Here is a 19,748-nt window from a genome sequence, read left to right as displayed (position 1 = left end):
TGTTTTATCCAAATCACCCCGGAGCTATTTTTTATGCTTTACAGCAAAGGATGTAGGGGTTTCACCAAACACTTTCTTAAACGAATTGGTAAAATATGCCTGGCTCTCTATGCCTATCTCCATCATCACTTCCCGCATCGTCATATTTTCTTCGATAATCAATCTGGCAGCTTTACGCAAACGGCAATTCAACACAAATTCCACAACCGATTTTCCTGTCAGACTTTTAACTTTCGTATAAAGTTTACTCCTGCTCATTGACAATTCCTCAGCTATCAGATTCACATCCATTTGCGGCTGATCCATATTAGCCTCGATAAAAGCAATAAGCTGTTTAAGGAATTTGCCATCTTGTTCATTAGAAGACAACTCACTGCTATCCGCATAATAATTCTTGGCGTAATGCTCCTTCAATTGCTGCTGGTTTCTGAAAATATTCTGAATGGACAATTTCAGATAAGTCAAATCAATCGGTTTCTCAAAATAAAGGTCCGCCCCCGAATCAACTCCCTCAATCTTGCTTTCAAGGCTGGTTTTAGCAGTCAGTAATATAACGGGGATATGTGAAGTGCTCATGTTTTTCTTTATATCATTACATAAAGAAACCCCATCTTTGTTGGGCATCATGATATCACTTATAATCAAATCAAAATCCACCTCTTCCATCAGTTTCAATGCTTCAATTCCATCACTTGCCTGCATCACTTGGAATTCATCCGATAACGACTCGGCAATCAGCATTCGCAGGTCGTCATTATCCTCGGTTATCAGTATTTTCTTCTTATTCGAAGGCAAGAACTCCTCCTCCATATCCTTTATAGCAATAGGTATAGTCTCTTCCCCCGTCGATTTCACTATTGTTTCCTGAATAGTTTCTTTCTGTTTCATGAAATCCGTATCATTAAAGACACTGCAGTCGAGAGGTAAGCAGACAATCATATCCGTACCCATCTCCCTTTCACTATAGATGGAGATATTGCCTTTATGCAACAATACCAGGCTTTTTACAAGCGCCAAGCCAATTCCCGTACCCAGATGTGAATCCGCATTTACAGTATTCACTTTATAAAACCTTTCGAAAACACTGCTTATAGACTCCCGGGATATACCTACTCCCGTATCGCTGACAATTATGGAAAAAACATCGTTCATGCTTTCACCTACTGTGTAACTGTTCTTGTACTGAGATACAAAATCCTTTCCGCATCTTGTTTCCAGAAGAATCTTTCCCTTGCCCTGCGTATATTTGAAAGCATTGTTCAGCAAGTTCATAACAATCTTCTCAATAATGTTCTTATCAGCACAAATATTCTCCGGCAGCGTCTCATCACATTTTATCTGGAAGTCAATGCCCCGTTGCCGTGCATAATCAATAAAATCATTGGCTACTTCTTTCACAAAAAGATTGATGTCCAAGGGTTGTAATTCCAGTTTCATCATACCATTCTCTATCGTCCTGAAGTCCATAAGTTCGTTCACCAGATTCAGCAGACGCTGCACGTTGCCATTCAATATCCGATAATAGTATTCCTTCAAACCCTCACGCCGCAACTTGTCCAAAGCTGCAAGGATAAGAGAAAGCGGAGTACGGAAATCATGCGATATATTGGTAAAGAAACGCAGTTGCGCCTGATGGATTTGCTCCTTCTTATCTTTCTCTATATTTTCCTGATAAAGCAACAGCTTCAACTTCTTCTTTTCGGCATAGTGGCGATAAACCAGATAAGCAATCCCCATCACTGTCAGTATATAAAAAAGATATGCGGGCAAGCTGAACCACGGAGCAGTTTTTCTTATTACCTTTATCACCGTAGGCTTGTCGCTCCATACGCCGTCATTATTGGCGGCACACACTTCAAAGTAATAAGTGCCTGCCGGTACTTTGGAGTACATAATCATGCGTTGTTGAGAATTCACGGTAATCCAAGAATCATTATATCCCTTCAGCCGGAACTTGAACCGATTCTTCTCGGGAATATAATAATTGTCAGAAGAAAACTGAAAACCAAAGTTCATTTGGTCATAGTCAAGAATAACGGTGCTGAGTGAATCATTGGGCGTATAATTGGGATGCACGGATTCGTGGTCGATGTAGAAATCGGAAATGATGGCTTTAGGCTTATAACTATTATATGAAATTGTCTTCGGGTCAATGACTGTAAATCCGCTCGTTCCTCCGAAATACAATAATCCGTCACTCCCCTTCATGGATGCCAACGGATAATAGACCTGTCCCTGCGTATTCTCCCTTTCATCGAATTTCATCAGATTGTTACCGGCTATATTATAGCAATACAGTCCGTTGTCGGTTCCCATCCAAACATTTCCATCGTCATAACAAATACTATAAACAGAGTAGATATCCTGCTGCAATACATCTTTAAGTGAGACAAAACTTGAGGTATTGGTATCAAACCTGATAAGTCCGTTACCGATGGTACCAATCCAGATATTGCCCGAATCATCCAGACAGAAAGTGAACAACCCCAGATACGTAGAGTCATTGGGAATTATTTTCTCCACAGCACGCGTGTTGATATCCATGCGGTAAAGTGCTTCATTACTGATGGCCCACAACGTCTTCTCTCCTTGCCGCAAAATATCGAACAGGTAGGCATAGTTGCGCGTACTGTCCAAACTGAAATGGGTAAACGACTTACTACGGAAAGAGAAATAAGATATTTTCGGCATGGGGTACTGATAAGCCACCCACATACCGGAGTCTCCTTCAAGAATCGTTTTCCGGACATCATTCACCAGCAAAGAACCGACGCCACTTTGAGAAGACTTGTAATTAGCGACTTTCCGCTGCTCTGAATTATAAAGATCTATACCGCCTCTAAATGTAGAAATCCAAAGATTGCGATTGGCATCTATCACTAATGACTTTATGTTATTGGATGTTACACTATTCTTGCCGGTAAAGGAGCTGAACTCTCCGGTAGCTTTGTTCATCCGGTTAACTCCTCCTCCTTCCGTACCTATCCAAAGATAATCCCGTTCTTCGGCAAATGCACTTACCGGAGCATAATTCAATCCGCTGTTCCGGGTATGATAAGTCTTAAAAGTACTGCTCTCGTTTATGTTCACATAGCATAAAGTTCCGGAATATGTGCCGACCCAGACATTAGACTGCCTGTCTTCGTATATTTCCCAAATAGAGTTATTAGGTAAGCTAAAAGGATCTGTTCCGGAATGTTTATATTGCGCCAGTTTTCTTGTAGAAGGATCGAGTATATACAGTCCGTCTATGGTTCCAAGCCATATCTTTCCTTTCTTGTCTATATAGAATGTACGCAATGAACTGCCATCGTATTCAGGAAGAGGTTTATAGTGATCTTCAACCTTAAAAGAAGATAAATCTATCTTATACAACCCGTCTTTATTAATGAACACCCACAATTTCCCCATATGCGTTTGGGCAAAGCGGATATTCCCGTTACCGGAATTTGGCAGGGTAAGACAAAGTACAAAATCATTTTCCGCATAATTGAAGCGATAAATTTTTCGATTGATAAATGTGTATAAATCCTTGTTATGAAAGCAAAAGGCCGTATTGCTATTAGCAGATGCTTTTCCATCATAGCTGGGAGTATTGAGCGCTCCCGTATTTGTGTCCAGTATATTCCATTTGCTATTATATCTGATCCAGATATTATCCAGTTTATCAACCTGAACGTGCGTAACCGCATCATAGATTTTTTCAAACCGGTCCGAAGTTCGCTCATAGCGGTATAATCCATTATTTGTATTTACATATAAATAACCGGAAGAATCGGATGCCATGTTATTGAATATCCACCTTTTGATGGGAGCCATCGCAGCAAAATAAGGGTAGTATTTTTTGTAGTGATAGCCATCAAAACGATAGAGTTCATAATCCATCATCACCCAGATAAAACCATCCTTATCCTGCTCTATCGCTTTTACTCCGTCATAGTAAAAGCCACCGTCGGGCGACATGGTCCTGAATTTATATTTTTCAGTGGCTACAGAAGCCGATACTATGTAAAAAAGAGTCAGTAAGAGCAGTAATAGTCTGTTTTTCATAAGAATTCTATCGGATTAAAGATTAAACTTCATAAAGGGCACTAAATTATTAAAAAAGAGGTATAGAAAAAAGAAAAATGAAGGGAACTCTTACCAAAAGACTTCCCTTCAATTTTATCCACTTATCAAAAGCAGTTACCTGTTATAAACAAATACTTGTAAATCTCCTACGGAAACATTGCCGGATTCAGAATAATTCCAATCAGTCTTTCCATCTCTCAAATGACCCTTGATAAAGTTTATTCTGATATATCGGGCTTCAATAGGTTCAACCTGGAACAATTGATAGTCATCTACCTTCAAAGGTGTTGTGACGCACTCGCCCAAGTCTGTCCATGCCTCACCTTCCGCCTTTTTAGCCTCCAGCTTGAAAGTATGACATTGCAAATGAGCATAATTCAAAACACGATGTCTATAACCTAACTGGCCGAACTTGATAACTTCTCCTAAATCGATATCCAGATAACACGCCGGGTCATAAATAGGACGAACTAAAATATCGGGACACCAGAATGTAGTATTATTGTCATCAAACAGATTCTTCATATCACCTTCCTTCGTTCCCAGATTACAAGAGTAGCTCCATTTGTCCGAGAACGGGAAGCCCACATACAACGGAGCTTCAGCAGCAACTTTCACTCTACAAACGGCCGATTGTTTACCTCTATCATTAGCTGTTACCAAAATATTTGTCAACGCTCCGGTTTCTCCCACTACAGTAATCAAGCCATTCCGGTCAACTGTCGCCACTGTTTCATCTTCTGAAGAGTAAGTAACGCTCTTATCGGTAGCATTGGCCGGATTAATGGTGACATACTGGGCCAGATTAAAGGTTTTGCCGCTTTCCACCTCTGCGGTTTGTCCGCCGGATTGAATCGTGATACTTGAGACAAGCACTATATTGCTAACCACCCTGACGGGATATCTGACAAATGTACCCGAACCGTCGTCAACCTTCACAATAATGGTGTCTGTACCCAACGGAGACGGGATGGCACCTGTAGCGGGTGTTGTCAGTTTAGGAGTGATCAAACCATCCGCACTCAAATCAATGGCACCGGTAGGTTCACCCGCAAAGTGGTAGCTAACGGTATTTTCTCTTGCACTTTCAGGCATAATGAACGGTTTCAGTTGCAAAGGCTGTCCTTCCGTCACAACCACACCAAAAATGTCACTTTCGAGATTCGTTGCATTTTCAACGGTAATGTTTACCGCCTTTCCAAAGTCATCGTCATCGCACCCCGTAAACAGTGCTCCGAACGAAAGCATCCCTACTAAGAAATATATATTCTTTTTCATAATCTTACGCTATTTAATCGGTTATCTATTAATGTCTTTCCAACCCGGATTCTGTATCAGTAGCGGATTCATAAGCATCTCACTCAAAGGTATCGGATAATAGTAACGCTTATCATCCCAAGGTTGCACACCTTTGATAACGGTAGTAGAGGTAGGATAAGGAATAATGAAACCATCATCATCCACAATTACCTTATTGCCCACTTCTCCGATAGGAACAGTTACTTTGTATGGAAAATCCTTATACGTTTCATCATTACGGTTCTTGCTATACAGTTCAGTCTTTTCCTGTGTCATCTTCATACCTCTCACAGGAACTGTGAAAAGTTTACCGGCTTTCCATCTCATCAGGTCTTCATAACGCATACCTTCCATCATCATTTCTACCCGACGTTCGCGTCTGATTTCACGGATAATCGGAGATACGGAATAATCCAGTTTCTGTGCATAGATAGCATCCAAACGCGGGTCGGCAGGAATATTGGATAAGGTCAACTTTGCATTCGGATATTTTGCGAAGTCGAATCCGGCTCTCTCTCTCAATGCATTGACGGTGATGTCCAAGTCTTCATTGGTGATTTCACCTAATTCGGCTCTGGCTTCTGCATAAATCAGTAATAATTCCCCATAGCGGAACATGTGTGCCGTCTGCACACCTTTGGGATTAGCTTCCCATTCTGCGTAATCAGGCATCCAGTGTTTAATGAAACGATAACCCGTTACCGTAGAATTATACTTTTTCATCGGTGAGCCACCTCCTGTATCATAAGTTATCATCGGATAAATAATGCCGGATTCCTCAAGGCTATATGTGTTATCGTCCGCATCAAAGATCGAAGCATACTCACCCGGCTTGCAAACCGTTTGTGTCAAGCGGGGGTCACGGTTATCCAGTTCTTCCCACATTCCGTCATACCCTTTGAACAACGGGTTCGTCTCATAGTTGCCTTCCGTACCTCCCAAGTAAACAGGACGTCCGTCTTCGCACAGATAATCTTCAAGCATGGCGACCGTAGCCCCCAGACAATAACGTGTGTGGTTGTTCATTCCCCAATAGCGCGGATTGTCATGTCCCAACTTTACGCCATCATATACGCGCGACAAAATAGTCTCGTTATTACCTTCGGTCTCGGGAGAACCTTTCTGCACGAACAATTGCCAGTACGAATCTTTTGCTGTGGCATGTTTAAAGAGCGAATATCTTTTCTTTTCAATAATCCTCCAGGCAGCATCACGACTCAGGCCTAATAATTCATTGGCTGTAGATTGCAGATTCAGTTCCGTGTGATATTTACGGAAAGTTCCTTCGAACAGGCAGAAACGCGCTTTCAGGAACAATGCCATATCTTGGTTGATATGCCCGCATGAGTTATCATTATCCTCCAGGTTCTCAATGGCAAAATCAAAACATTTCAGTATATTCTGAACCAACTCCGCACGCGGCATACGGGCACCGTAAAGTTCCGGAGAAGCCGTGTCCAATTCTTTGTCCAGCCAAGGCACTTCGCCCAAAGCCAGCAGTTTGATATAATAATCCCATGCTTTGAAGAAGTAAGCCTGGGCAGCGTATTTTTTCAATGTTTCCGGATCGCCTACTTCTGCATAATGGTTCAGGAAGTAGTTTACCTTACGGAGTTTTTCCCACTGCCAGGGCGCATCGAAGTTCTTGGAAGCCGAATTCGGAGTATCATAAGTACCGCCTAATTTGCCATCAATGCCGCCTGCATATACAGTGTTGTCGCTAAATGCATCGCCAAAAATAATCTGACTGCCGGCTTTCACTGCCAGGAAGCCTTTGTCATGCGAAGTATTATTAGTTCCGCTAACGCCATGTCCATAGACATAATATCTATAAATCCCGTCCAGATATAGCTGCAAATCGGCTTCTTTTGTAAAGAATGTACCGTCTGCCATATCATCTATCGGATCCCGTTGCATGAAGTCATCGTTGCAAGACGACAAAGATGCCACCAAGATCACAAGTAAAGCTATAATCGAATATTTTTTCATAATCTCTTTTGATTTAAAACATTAAAAACCTACTTGAATACCTACGCTGAATGTACGTTTCGGGGGATATGCGTCAGACAGATAGTCCGCGTCATAATATTTGGGCATATCCGAGATTGTAAACAGGTTATAAGCAGCTACGTTCAGTCTCAGCTTCTGCAATCCGATTTTATTGATCAGCATTTTCGGGAAGGTATATCCCAGGATCACTTGCTTCAATTTTATGTAGGAAGCATCGAGCAGATAACCGGTTTGGGCATAACTGCCAAGACCGGAACCATACATCGGGAACTTGGCGTCCGTTCTTTCGGGCGTCCACGAATTGTTGTATGTTTCCCATGAGCCGGCTCCGTTGCCCCAATAACTGGAAACTGATGACAACCAATAATCCCTTTTACCTACGCCCTGGAACATCAAATCCAAGTCAAAGCCCTTGTACTGGAAGTTAGCTGTAACATTGTAGCGATAGCGCGGTGAGTTATTACCAATCACCTTTCTATCTCCCGGATCACCTACGGTACTCAAACCACTGGTAATAACACCGTCATTATCCAAATCTTTATACCAAACATATCCCGGATAAGCTTGTCCACCTTTGAAATACGGTCCATGATATAACGGTTTCCCGTTCGCACCTACACCGTCGAAATCACCTTCCTGAAGAATACCACCGGTTACATACCCCCAGATATCACCTACGGTATATCCTTTATACAAGACACCGTCACCAATCTTATTGGTAGGATTGGAAGGGTAGCTTACTACTTTAGCCTTATCATCCGAAAGTGCGACACCTACACTATAACTGAATCCGTTAGCCAATTTGTCCGACCATTTCGCTTGAAGTTCAAATCCGGTTGTTTTCAGAATACCTGCATTCTCAAAAGGCAAGTCATCATCACCTATCAACGCAGGATAATCTTTTCCTCCCGGAATCAAGATATCAGTCACCTTTCTTTCGAATATATCGGCAGTGAACGTTAATCTGTTCTGCAAGAAAGTGAAGTCGAAACCAAGATTCTTGGTAGTTGATTTTTCCCAAGTCAGATTAGGATTGATCAATGAAGGGGTATTGATACCGGTCGGATAACGTGTACCATCGAACAAGAAGTAACCTTCCGACGTTCCGAAAACAGACTGATATGGATAGCTGGAACCGGGTTGGCTACCCAGGCGTCCCCATGAAGCTCTAATCTTGAAGTTATCCAACCACTCTTTTGACCAATCCATGAATTTTTCTTCCGAAACTCTCCATCCCAATGACACAGTGGGGAAGAACTGGAAACGGGAGTCTTTCGGGAATTTAGAGCTACCATCGTAACGGGCATCCACTTCTATCAGATATCTGCTCATGTAGTTGTACATGACACGGCCGAATAGAGCGCGCGATGCAACTTCATAATGAGAGTTGGACGAAGTATTAGCCGTGACATCCTGTACCAGTGTAGGATTCAGAATATACGGATCGAGCATATTTTTCAGATAAATGGAAGAACCTGCATAAGATTCCTCTTCCTGGTTAATACCCAACAGCACGGATACATTGTGCTTTTCTTTGAAAGTCGAGTTATAATCGGCATATACGTTGATAGAGTATCTATCCGTCGTAGAACGTGTGACTTCACCTGTATTTTCAGTGGCCCACCGAGTTTCGAGAGCAGTCCATGAATTATTAACGCGCGCCTGCTTGGGATGCGTCTTTTCTCTCTGATAAGTAGTCGGTGTAACCGAGAGGTCTGCCTTTATTTTCAATATCTTGGGCAGAATTATAAATTCAGGGCTGATGGAAAGAATTGTCTTCCGTCTGGAAGTGATGCTACGCCCGCCCGCATACAAATAACTCACCGGATTTTCCGTCGGATGATTCGGCAGAAAGTCGTCAGGACCGGTCAATACCGGTTGATATATATAGTTCTCCGGATAGTAGGATTTAGCGTATTGCCAAAGATTCGAACCATCTGTCTGTTGCGTCGGCCCTTCATAATCGAACACGTTATATGATGCCTTGGCAGCCACATTAAACCAGTTTGTTACTTTGGCATTGATACTAAGCATAGCATTGTACCTTTTCAGCCGGTCTGTCTTAATTTCATACATACCTTTTTGGTCTTGCATACCCAGAGAGATGTAGTAACTGATCCTGTCACCACCACCGCTGATAGAAAGATTATGCTTTTGAGTAGGAGTCCAGTCTTTCACCAGTTCTTTATAAGGATTGGTATTACCTACCCACTGAATGGCATCTCCCTCCATAAAATAAGGTTTGTTGTTCACGGGATCTTTTATGTAAGCCTGCATGTGCTCCATCATATCCTTGTCGTGTTGGGAATATTCTGCAATGGCACCTGTCCATACATCCTTATCCTTCAATGCCTTATAAATATGGTATGAATCCATGATATCAGGCAATGCATAAGGTTGGTCGAAAGCCAGATTATAAGAATAATCTATTTTCGCTTTCTGTTTGAAAGTACCTCCCTTCGTTGTAACCAATATCACACCAAAAGTAGCTCTCGTACCGTAGATAGCGGCAGCAGAGGCATCTTTCAGGAACGACATATTATCAATATCGTTAGGGTTCAACTGGTTCAAGTCTTCGGAAGTAATTTCCACACCATCCAATAAAATCAACGGAGAGCCGGAAACTACATCAAACTTGTTCTTGTCGTCATTAGATGTACCTCTCTGGCGAAATGTCGTGGCACCACGGATATTTAATGAAGGCACTTTGTTGGGGTCGCCACCGGCGATGCTGATGTTTAGGCCCGGAACCATACCTTGCAGAGCTTGCCCGATATTGGCAACCGGTCTGTTTTCCAATGCTTCGGCTCCAACAGAAGCAACAGATGCAGTCAGGTTCCCTTTTTTCTGAGATTGGAAACCGATTACCACCACTTCATCTATCATTTTGGAATCTTCGGCTAAAGTAACATTGATAGTCCTCTGATTGCCGACATTCACTTCTTTAGTAGTATATCCCACAAAAGAGAATGACAGCACACTCTTGCTTCCGGGTACAGATACACTATAGTTGCCGTCAATGTCTGTGATGGCACCGGTACCAGTCCCTTTTACCATTACCGTCACTCCAATCATGGGTTCGCCATTAGTGTCTTTCACAACACCCGTAATCCGCAGTTCCTGGTCAACCCCCATCGCAACATCCGTAACGGCATATACCGTTTGAGATGTTCCTGCAGACAAAAAGAAAAAGCATAGGAAAAGCATCAAATATTGATGTTTGTTCCAACCTTTAATTAGCATTTTTGCATCTTTCATAATGTTTAAATTAAAATTAACGCTGCAAATCTATGCGTATTAAAATTTTAAGTTTTACTATTTTAGCTTTTTCTTTTGCTCAAATTCAAGACACATAGATAACACATTGAATATCAACACAAACAATTCATCAACAATGCAAAATTCCATTCATACGGAAACGCAATTCCAAGGCATCCTCACTGCCGTCCGACAGGACCATCACCCTACTTGAGGCATACTTGCTCCATACCAACCCCGTACTTTCTCCACTCGGAGGTACTTCTGCCCGAAGAATGTACAGAGCAAGTATGTCCCGAATAAGGTTCAGGTAAGATTCAGGTAGGTTATTTTCTATTTTCGATTTTCAATTTTTAGTTTTTATCGGATGAACCAGATTTATTTCGTACCTTTGGCGCTTCTAAAAAAGAAACCATCAATTTATTAAAAAGAAAATGGAAACAGTAGAAAACAAGTACATTACCGTAGCTTATAAATTATACGCTATAGAAAATGGTGAGAAAGATTTCACCGAAGAAGCCACTACCGAACACCCATTCCAGTTTATTTCCGGTCTGGGTCTGACTTTAGAGCCTTTCGAAGATCAAGTGAAAGATCTGAAAGCAGGTGATAAGTTTGATTTCACTATCGCTTGCGCAGATGCTTATGGTGATTTCGACGAGGAACATGTAATAGACCTTCCGAAGCAAATCTTCGAAGTGGACGGTAAGTTCGATAACGAACGTATTGTAGTCGGCAACATAGTGCCCTTGATGACCTCCGACGGTCAACGTATCAACGGAACCGTACAAGAAATTAAAGCAGATGTAGTTGTAATGGATATGAACCACCCTCTGGCAGGTTGCGACCTGAACTTTGTGGGCGAAATCGTAGAAAACCGTCCGGCAACTAATGAAGAACTTGCTGAAATCGCCCGTATGATGAGTGGCGGCGGATGCAGCTGCGGTTGCGACGACTGTGGTGACGGTTGCAGCGACCATGAACATGGATGCGAAGGGGGATGCTGCCATTAAAGAATTGATAATTGACAATTGACAATTGCTGCGCTGTATGCTCTATGCTGCATAGTAATTGTCAATTATCAATTGTCAATTGTCAATTTTTCAATCGTCAATTGCCAATTCCTCAACTCTTTCCCGTCATTATCTCCAGCACTAATTTATCCGTTTCATTCATTCCTTTAGACCCGATCTTGGTCAGATTACGTATACTCTGGTCCACATCTTCATCAATAATGCCTTCTACAGAAGTCACGCAACGGTTTTCCATAGCCATGATGGCAGAAAGAACAGCAGTAGATACACCGGTGGTTACTTTCAACGCACAGCTGGGCTTCGCACCGTCACAAATCATGCCTGTGAGGTTGGCTATCATATTCTGAACGGCATAAGCCACCTGATCGTAAGTTCCTCCCATCAACCAAGTAATACCGCAACTGGAACCTGTAGCAGCAACGACACAACCGCACAGAGCAGATAAACGTCCCAGACTTTGTTTAATGTAGATTACCGTCAGATGACTCAACATCAGGGCACGTATCAGTTCTTCTTCCGATTTATCATTCTCTTCGGCATAGACCAATACCGGCAGAGTGGCAGATATGCCTTGGTTTCCACTACCCGAATTACTCATTACCGGAATCATAGCTCCTGCCATACGGGCGTCGCAAGCTCCCGAAGTATAAGAAAGGATATGCGAGAAAACACTGTCACCCATCACCTTGTGCTCATAAGTGCCGCGCAGCATCTTACCCAAACCATGACCATAATTTCCTTCGAAAGAACGTTCGGCGGCCGCTTTGTTCAGGCGCGCTGTTTCAAGAATAAAGCTGATCTCATCCAGCGGAGTATTCAGGGCAAAATCATAGACCTTACGCAAGGTCAGTTCCAGGCATTCTTCTTCAGCTTCGGCATCCGCCGTATGTTGCTTTTGTAGCAGTACCTCGCCATTGCGTTCTATATATATAAAGGTGGTATGCCCTCCGGCAATCACAGCAGTTGCTTTATCACCTCCTGCCTCACAGCATACTTCAATATATAGTTTCTCTTCAATATTCTCTTTCAAGGAAATATGAATGCGCTTTTCCTCAATGAAACGTTTCCCCTCTTCCACTGCATCAGGCGTACTGTCCTTCAGCACTTCCAACTGATATTCCGATTTTCCTATCAGTGCCCCCAGTGCAATAGCGATAGGCAGGCCGATCATTCCGGTACCCGGAATGCCCACTCCCATAGCGTTTTTCAGAATATTAGCACTTAGCAACACATTTATTTTTTCCGGATTTGTCCCCAGTGTTTCTGTTGCTTTAGCTACGCACAATGCCACTGCAATGGGCTCTGTACACCCAATAGCCGGCACCACTTCCTGATGTATCAGGTCGATTATCCGTTTTCTCTCCGTTTCCGTTATCATTATTTCACTGATTTTAATGGACACAAATTTAGAAAAAATGTTTTTAATACGTGCGCAAAGTCTTCTATTTCAAAAAAGAAACTTAACTTTGCGCACGAGTTTTACATTATTAATAACCAAAAACTGAATTAAATGAAGATTAAAACGCTAACCTCGTGTTTCTTTTTGGCATTTGCCATATCTTCTTGTATACAAGACGAAGCGCTAAATTCAGAAGCAGCCATAGATGGCTGTACAGGTGCGGATGTGCAATTGGCAAACATAAACGCAGATGAAAAAAAAGTCGATGTATATGTGCACAAAGGTGCAAACCTTGCAAAACAACAACTAAACTTCGCCTTGCCGGAAGGTGCATCCATCAAACCCAATGATCGCAGAGATGGTGATATAGGAAACATATACAACTTTAGCGAAGGAGATCATTCGCGGTCATTTACGGTGACTTCCGAAGATAATGTTTGGAAACCCGTTTATGAAATAAACGTCCAGCCAACAGAATTACCGACTTCCTATCATTTCGAGGAGTTATTAGTTGCCCAAAATACTCCTTATCACATTTTTTACGAATTTGAGTCTAGTACTTCACAAGGGATTTCAAAAGTATTGCAATGGTCCAGTGGTAATCCCGGTTATAAGCTGACTGGTATGTCTAAACTTCCTACAGACTATCCTACCGTACAAGTCGCAGGAGGATATAACGAGAAATGTGTCAAGTTGGAAACTAAAGATACCGGAAGTTTCGGCGCCATGGTAAAGATGTATATTGCTGCCGGCAACTTATTTATCGGAGCTTTTGATCTTGCCAATGCACTTAAAGATGCTCCTAAAGCAACAACTTTTGGTTTCCAGTTCTACAAACGACCGAAAACTTTGAAAGGATATTATAAATTTAAAGCAGGACCGGTTTATACTGAGAACGGGGAGCCTCAAACTGGAAAGAAAGATCGATTTGATATCTATGCTGTCATGTATGAGGCCGAAGATAACTCATTTATGTTGGATGGAACCAATTCTCTTACTTCGGATAAAGTAGTATCTTTAGCCAGAATTAGTGCAGAAGAAGCATTGGAAACTGATCAATGGACACCGTTCAATCTCCCTTTCAAAGCTCAGAATGGTAAAGAGATTAGTGAAACGGAACTTCAGAAAGGCAAATATAAACTTGGCATTGTATTCTCTTCAAGTGTAGACGGTGCTTATTTCAGAGGTGCCGTAGGCAGCACGCTATATATTGATGAAGTAGAACTTATTTGCGAAGAGAACTAAAAAAGATAATCATGAAGAAATATAACATTATTATTGTCACATTACTGTTAACAGTAGTTGGAGCTACGTCAATAAAAGCTCAGGAAGATAGAACCCATATTCTCGGCCAGTCTTATCTTCGTGGTTGGGAATATTCATTAAAGGCAGGATTCAGTATCGGAGGAACCGCTCCTCTGCCTTTGCCCGAAGAAATACGCAAGATAGACAGTTATGTTCCCAGTATGGCAATCTCTATTGAAGGTAATGCTACCAAATGGCTGGATGAAAAAAAAATATGGGGCTTGACTTTAGGCTTGCGCCTCGAAACTAAAAATATGACTACTGAAGCCACCGTTAAGAATTATGGTATGAAAATTATCAATACTAACGGTGGTGAATTAGAGGGCTTATGGACGGGAGGTGTAAAGACTAAAGTAAAAAACTCCTATCTTACTGTTCCCGTTCTTGCTAACTACAAAATAAGCAAACGCTGGAAACTTGTAGCTGGTCCTTATTTCTCCTATTTACTTGAAGGAGATTTCTCCGGTCATGTATATGAGGGGCACCTCCGCACTCCGGACCAAACGGGCTCACGCGTAGACTTTACGGATGAAAGTATTGCTACATATGACTTCTCTGATGATTTGCGCAAATTCCAATGGGGCATACAATTAGGTGGAGAATGGAAAGCTTTCAAGCATCTGAATGTTTATGCTGATCTTACATGGGGATTAAATGACATCTTTAAAAAGGACTTTGACACAATATCATTTGCCATGTATCCTATCTATCTGAATATAGGATTTGGATATTCGTTCTAAAACAGTTTTTTAAGCTTATTTCCTTAAATATTAAACAAAAAAAGCGGGAGTTTATCTATGATTGACAACTCCCGCTTTTCTTATCTTAGCAACTCTTACTTTTTCCTTATATTCTACCGTAATAGCCCCAAGAACCGGCTTGTGATGTAACAATATTAATCTCCAATGTAGTCTAACTAAATTGTAAAGAGTCATAAATATTGATATAATCATAAATAAAATGCTGAAAGTCAAACTTGCGATCAACTTCCAGCATTATTATTTTATAGTATGAATACCCTTATTCTCCAATTATTTCCAGCTCATCGATCCACAACGTACTGCCGCCAGCACCCTTGAACGAATCACCCTCCTTACTTGAAGAACAGACTATTGCCAACTTATATTCTTTACCTGCTTCATAAGTTTTTCCATTCACATAAGTAAATGGTATATCAAAGTAGGTATATGCAGCTTTTGCAGTACCATCCGCCAATACAGCCGCAGCCACACGATATGCAGAAGTATTAATATCATGCCCTGTTAAGATCACTTCATTACCCTCAGCATCTTTTGCCTCATATAATACAGCCTGGATAGCACACTCATCCGTGATTTCCGGGCGCTCTACTACCTCTGCCGGTTTAGTAGCGCCAGTACCATCAATAAACTTGGCACCCGGTGTATACTTATACCATCCCCTAAAATAGGCTGGCTTCTTATCATAAGAAATACCAAATTTCGTACTATTTAAGCGATCTTTCAAATCAAGTTCAAATTTTCCAGTAAAAACAGAACCTGATGTAATAGCCGGTACCAATGAATTCATTTTCGCACTTGTATCCATAGTCACCAGCTTAGCAGCAGCTGCACCTGCAACGATATCTTCAGTTTCTTTATATAAAGGAAAACCTTCTATACCATAGAGCCATAAAAGAGAAGCAGCAGTCGCACTGGTAGCCAATACCTCTTCAACCGGTTCATCATGTTGAGATTTACCAGCACCAACAGATTTCCATTCATCAAACGGATATTTCATCACCACCTGACGACCAGCCAACGAAACAACATATTCTTTTACTGTTCCATCCTCCGCTATAACTGTATAAGTAACATCAGAAGCGAAGTTCTGCTTTATACCTGTTGCAGGAGTAATAGACGCTTTTGAAGAGATTGCAATAGTAGGCACAAGTGCTGCCAATTCTTCATTTGTAGCACCATCAATTACCTTAAAAGCAATCTTACCCGTCACATCATCAATTACCGGCTGCTCAGTAACAATCGTAGCACCTTCAAATACAAAGCTGGTAATTTTTGCCTCTGAACTTTCAGACCCTGTTAATTTAGTACCTTTATATACAACCTTAACTTTCTGGCCTAATTGTAATACATCAATATTCAGATCTGCTTCTACTTTTCCATTATTAATGGTACCAGCTACGTCTACATTACACTTACCAATGCCGCTTAAATTCAGTTCTTGACTACCTGTAAATGTATAAGAAGTACCATTTTGCTTCAGAACGCATTTTTCCAATTTAATAGTTAGGTTCATTCCCATGAAACTGAAGTCCTTCAATTCCAAACTAACGATATTATTCCCAGCCTTTGCAATTGTAATGTTCTTTGGCATCCCATTTGCAATAGAAGTCCCATCTAATTCAATATCTAAAGTACCTTTATAGGTACCTGCCAATTCTTCCTCAATCGGATAAACAGGGTCATCATCATCACTACAAGCAGTGAACAAACTCATTGAACAAATCAATGCAAACAAATAAAATAAATTCTTCTTCATAAAATCATCTTGTTTAGTTAATACAAGCCTTCTCATCGAAGGTTACAATGTCCTATTTTACTTTAATAGAAATTAAGTGTGCAAAGAAACAGCTTTTGAAACATATAAAAAAGGTCTGTTCTACGTTTTAATGTTCCATTTTTAATCTACATTTTAAATACCATATGAATAACATAAGTACAGAAGGCTCTTAATTATAAAAAACAATTAAAGGTATCTAATTGTTTTTTCACTTCAACAGAACTACTTATAAAACAAAAAAGGAGCTGAATCAAAAGATTCAGCTCCTCCATAATTTATCACTAAGATATTATCTCATTAAGTCCAAACCTAAATTAAAGCTTGTTGTTACTTCCCAATATCCGCCTATCATCTGAATAAACATTCCAGCAGCTTGTGCCTCCTCCGGCACAATTCCACCTTCTACCAATGCATTCCAAAGCAACATTAAATCATTCACTGATATAGGATCTCCCCAGTCATCCACTTCCCCCGTATCACGAAGGGTGAAAAGATTATCAAAAGCACTCTTATCTAAATAAATATAAGTATGGCCATTATCGGCAGTCTTTATATTCATAGGTATTCCATCTTTAGCCCAACCTAATATCTGACTAATAGTAGCATTTTGTATTCCACTAAGATCAGCTTTCAAAAGTCCACCAAGCAATGCTTTAACAGTAGCCGGATCTCCACTCAACACTTCATTAATAACATCGGCCATACCACTGGCATCAGCTCCAGTAGCTGCAGTCAAGATAGCAGGAATATTCAATTTTACAGTAAATTTTCCATTTCTCTCACTCCAATATGCCAGGTCTTTAGGAGAAGTAGTAAAACCACTTGTAGCAAAATTAGCCTTTATTTCACTTGCAGTAGGGAAAGCACCTGTAAAAAAGATAGACATTATAGAATTGGGGTCCAGTGCTATTGCCGGACTAGCAACATAATCAGCTATAATACTACCACTTTTATCTAAAGTAATTGAATTCAAAGCTTGAGGCAAAATAGAACCTCCAAGATACCGTAATAAAGCTGAAATTAAATCAGGGTAATTATCCTCACCAGTAAATTGCCAATCTGTGTACAATGCACTTGTTACAGGCCAATTCTTCATTACCTCTTTTTCTGTCCAGGTATAATCCGTAGCTGTATAATCTGCCATTTTATAAGTTCCAGTCCACGGGCTTACTTCATCGTCATCATCGCTACAAGCAGTAAACAAACTCATTGAACAGATCAATGCAAATAAATAAAATAAATTCTTCTTCATATTTTTCTTGTTTAGTAAATAATAGCTCCCCATCGCTGGGTAGTCATGTCTTTTTAATTGAATAAGATTTCGAAGTGCAAAATAACAGTTTTTAAAGATATTACACAAGGTCTATTCTAAAGATGAGCTGTTCCTTTTTTAAGCATCCAAACTTTAATTATCACCTTTTATAAAAAACGACTTGCCAATAAAGTGAATTCACAACGCTATTAAACACTTGTGGCTGCGTAGGCTCACACTTGTAGGAGTGTGAGCTCTCACTTATGCAAGTGAAGGTCAACGCAGCCGCAAGTGTTTTCTCAAGAAGCTATAAAAACATCTCATTCCATAAAAAATATAATATTTCTCCCTCTTCATGAGAAAAATCCATAACTATTTGTTATCTTTATGCAACCAAAAGCTTTTATTCAAAGGATTTGGCATGAATAAACCTTATACATAAACCATTAAAGCAAAAGATTATGTTCAACTCATTCGGCAACATTCTCCGCCTTACCAGCTTTGGGGAGTCACATGGTAAAGGCATCGGAGGCGTCATAGATGGATTTCCCGCGGGCATCCGCATTGACATGGATTTCGTGCAAGCGGAACTGGACCGTCGTCGTCCCGGACAGTCTCTTATTACTACGGCCCGGAAAGAAGGCGATAAAGTAGAATTCCTTTCAGGTATCTTTGAAGGCAAATCAACAGGATGTCCCATTGGATTCATTGTGTGGAATGAGAATCAGCATTCCAGTGATTATGATAATATGAAGGAGGTATACCGTCCTTCGCATGCTGACTATACTTATAAGGTGAAATATGGCATCCGTGATTATCGTGGCGGCGGTCGCTCATCAGCACGCGAAACCATTTCGCGCGTAGTGGCAGGTGCCCTTGCCAAACAGGCACTCCGTCAACTGGGTGTAAAAATCACAGCATATACCTCGCAGGTAGGACCAATCCGTCTGGAAGAGAATTATACTGCTTATGATCTTGATTTAATAGAAACGAATCCAGTACGCTGTCCGGATCCGGTAAAGGCAAAAGAAATGGAGGAACTTATTTTCAAGACCAAAGGAGAAGGTGATACCATTGGCGGCGTAGTGACCTGTGTCATCAAAGGATGCCCCATCGGATTAGGCCAACCCGTATTCGGTAAGTTACATGCAGCTCTTGCTTCCGGTATGCTCAGCATCAATGCAGCTAAAGCATTTGAATACGGTGACGGATTTAAAGGTCTGAAACAAAAAGGCTCAGAGCAGAATGATGTATTCTTCAATAACTGCGGACGCATTGAAACGAAAACCAATCATTCCGGTGGTATCCAAGGCGGTATAAGTAACGGACAGGACATCTTCTTCCGGGTTGCCTTTAAACCGGTAGCTACTGTATTGATGGAGCAACATACAGTCAATATAGATGGCGTAGATACAACATTGAAAGCCCGCGGTCGTCATGATCCATGCGTTTTGCCACGCGCAGTGCCTATAGTAGAAGCTATGGCTGCCTTGACAATACTGGATTTTTATCTGATTGACCGTACTACACAGTTATAAGAATGATAAAGTGGTAAAGTGATAAGATGATAAAGTGACATCAC

General features: G+C 41.1%; 11 protein-coding genes. 4 read left to right on the top strand and 7 right to left on the bottom strand.

Annotated features, from left to right (window positions below; all coding sequences use genetic code 11):
* Window positions 1-24: 24 nt before the first annotated feature.
* The 4 genes from BWI44_RS01430 to BWI44_RS01415 form a co-directional block, all read right to left on the bottom strand.
* The gene (locus tag BWI44_RS01430; protein WP_195208342.1) at window positions 25-4,050 is read right to left on the bottom strand and encodes a hybrid sensor histidine kinase/response regulator transcription factor; all 4,026 of its coding nucleotides are present in this window, start codon (window positions 4,048-4,050) and stop codon (window positions 25-27) included.
* 135 nt (window positions 4,051-4,185) lie between these two features.
* Window positions 4,186-5,349 (bottom strand): Ig-like domain-containing protein, encoded by a 1,164-nt coding sequence (locus BWI44_RS01425; RefSeq protein ID WP_195208343.1) that lies wholly within the window; start codon window positions 5,347-5,349, stop codon window positions 4,186-4,188.
* Window positions 5,350-5,370: 21 nt separating this feature from the next.
* Window positions 5,371-7,359, bottom strand: coding sequence for a RagB/SusD family nutrient uptake outer membrane protein (locus BWI44_RS01420; RefSeq protein WP_195208344.1), 1,989 nt, complete (start codon window positions 7,357-7,359; stop codon window positions 5,371-5,373).
* A 21-nt stretch (window positions 7,360-7,380) separates the two neighbouring features.
* Window positions 7,381-10,638 (bottom strand): SusC/RagA family TonB-linked outer membrane protein, encoded by a 3,258-nt coding sequence (locus BWI44_RS01415; RefSeq protein WP_195208345.1) that lies wholly within the window; start codon window positions 10,636-10,638, stop codon window positions 7,381-7,383.
* A 434-nt stretch (window positions 10,639-11,072) separates the two neighbouring features.
* Here BWI44_RS01415 and BWI44_RS01410 point away from each other — a divergent pair, with 434 nt between their 5' ends.
* Window positions 11,073-11,651, top strand: a complete 579-nt coding sequence (locus BWI44_RS01410) for an FKBP-type peptidyl-prolyl cis-trans isomerase (RefSeq protein ID WP_195208346.1) — start codon at window positions 11,073-11,075, stop codon at window positions 11,649-11,651.
* Between the two features lie 112 nt (window positions 11,652-11,763).
* On the opposite strand, the gene BWI44_RS01405 is transcribed toward BWI44_RS01410, so the two are convergent.
* Entirely contained in the window at window positions 11,764-13,050 is a 1,287-nt protein-coding gene (locus tag BWI44_RS01405) for an L-cysteine desulfidase family protein (protein WP_195208347.1), read from the bottom strand.
* A 132-nt stretch (window positions 13,051-13,182) separates the two neighbouring features.
* On the opposite strand from BWI44_RS01405, the gene BWI44_RS01400 reads away from it, so the two are divergent.
* Both BWI44_RS01400 and BWI44_RS01395 read left to right on the top strand, forming a co-directional pair.
* Window positions 13,183-14,316 carry a PCMD domain-containing protein gene (locus BWI44_RS01400; RefSeq protein ID WP_138292913.1) on the top strand — a complete coding sequence of 378 codons (1,134 nt, stop codon included), beginning with the start codon at window positions 13,183-13,185 and terminating at the stop codon, window positions 14,314-14,316.
* A gap of 11 nt (window positions 14,317-14,327) precedes the next feature.
* Window positions 14,328-15,116, top strand: coding sequence for a porin family protein (locus BWI44_RS01395; RefSeq protein WP_044534027.1), 789 nt, complete (start codon window positions 14,328-14,330; stop codon window positions 15,114-15,116).
* Window positions 15,117-15,396: 280 nt separating this feature from the next.
* On the opposite strand, the gene BWI44_RS01390 is transcribed toward BWI44_RS01395, so the two are convergent.
* Window positions 15,397-16,893, bottom strand: a complete 1,497-nt coding sequence (locus tag BWI44_RS01390; protein ID WP_138292912.1) for a PCMD domain-containing protein — start codon at window positions 16,891-16,893, stop codon at window positions 15,397-15,399.
* A gap of 310 nt (window positions 16,894-17,203) precedes the next feature.
* Entirely contained in the window at window positions 17,204-18,166 is a 963-nt protein-coding gene (locus tag BWI44_RS01385) for a DUF4925 domain-containing protein (RefSeq protein ID WP_138292911.1), read from the bottom strand.
* Between the two features lie 461 nt (window positions 18,167-18,627).
* Here BWI44_RS01385 and aroC point away from each other — a divergent pair, with 461 nt between their 5' ends.
* Window positions 18,628-19,704, top strand: coding sequence for a chorismate synthase (gene aroC, locus BWI44_RS01380; RefSeq protein WP_007659949.1), 1,077 nt, complete (start codon window positions 18,628-18,630; stop codon window positions 19,702-19,704).
* Window positions 19,705-19,748: the final 44 nt, after the last annotated feature.

Origin of the sequence: Bacteroides sp. Phil13 (assembly GCF_001940965.1) — a bacterium.
Lineage (GTDB): Bacteria > Bacteroidota > Bacteroidia > Bacteroidales > Bacteroidaceae > Bacteroides > Bacteroides intestinalis.
This window is presented reverse-complemented; position numbering and strand designations above follow the sequence as displayed.

Bases quoted from the DNA above. Each gene is read 5' to 3' on its own strand.
- BWI44_RS01420 (WP_195208344.1), bottom strand. From the start codon at position 7,359: ATGAAAAAATATTCGATTATAGCTTTACTTGTGATCTTGGTGGCATCT.
- BWI44_RS01415 (WP_195208345.1), bottom strand. From the start codon at position 10,638: ATGAAAGATGCAAAAATGCTAATTAAAGGTTGGAACAAACATCAATAT.
- BWI44_RS01400 (WP_138292913.1), top strand. From the start codon at position 13,183: ATGAAGATTAAAACGCTAACCTCGTGTTTCTTTTTGGCATTTGCCATA.
- BWI44_RS01390 (WP_138292912.1), bottom strand. From the start codon at position 16,893: ATGAAGAAGAATTTATTTTATTTGTTTGCATTGATTTGTTCAATGAGT.
- BWI44_RS01395 (WP_044534027.1), top strand. From the start codon at position 14,328: ATGAAGAAATATAACATTATTATTGTCACATTACTGTTAACAGTAGTT.
- BWI44_RS01410 (WP_195208346.1), top strand. From the start codon at position 11,073: ATGGAAACAGTAGAAAACAAGTACATTACCGTAGCTTATAAATTATAC.
- BWI44_RS01385 (WP_138292911.1), bottom strand. From the start codon at position 18,166: ATGAAGAAGAATTTATTTTATTTATTTGCATTGATCTGTTCAATGAGT.
- BWI44_RS01430 (WP_195208342.1), bottom strand. From the start codon at position 4,050: ATGAAAAACAGACTATTACTGCTCTTACTGACTCTTTTTTACATAGTA.
- aroC (WP_007659949.1), top strand. From the start codon at position 18,628: ATGTTCAACTCATTCGGCAACATTCTCCGCCTTACCAGCTTTGGGGAG.
- BWI44_RS01425 (WP_195208343.1), bottom strand. From the start codon at position 5,349: ATGAAAAAGAATATATATTTCTTAGTAGGGATGCTTTCGTTCGGAGCA.
- BWI44_RS01405 (WP_195208347.1), bottom strand. From the start codon at position 13,050: ATGATAACGGAAACGGAGAGAAAACGGATAATCGACCTGATACATCAG.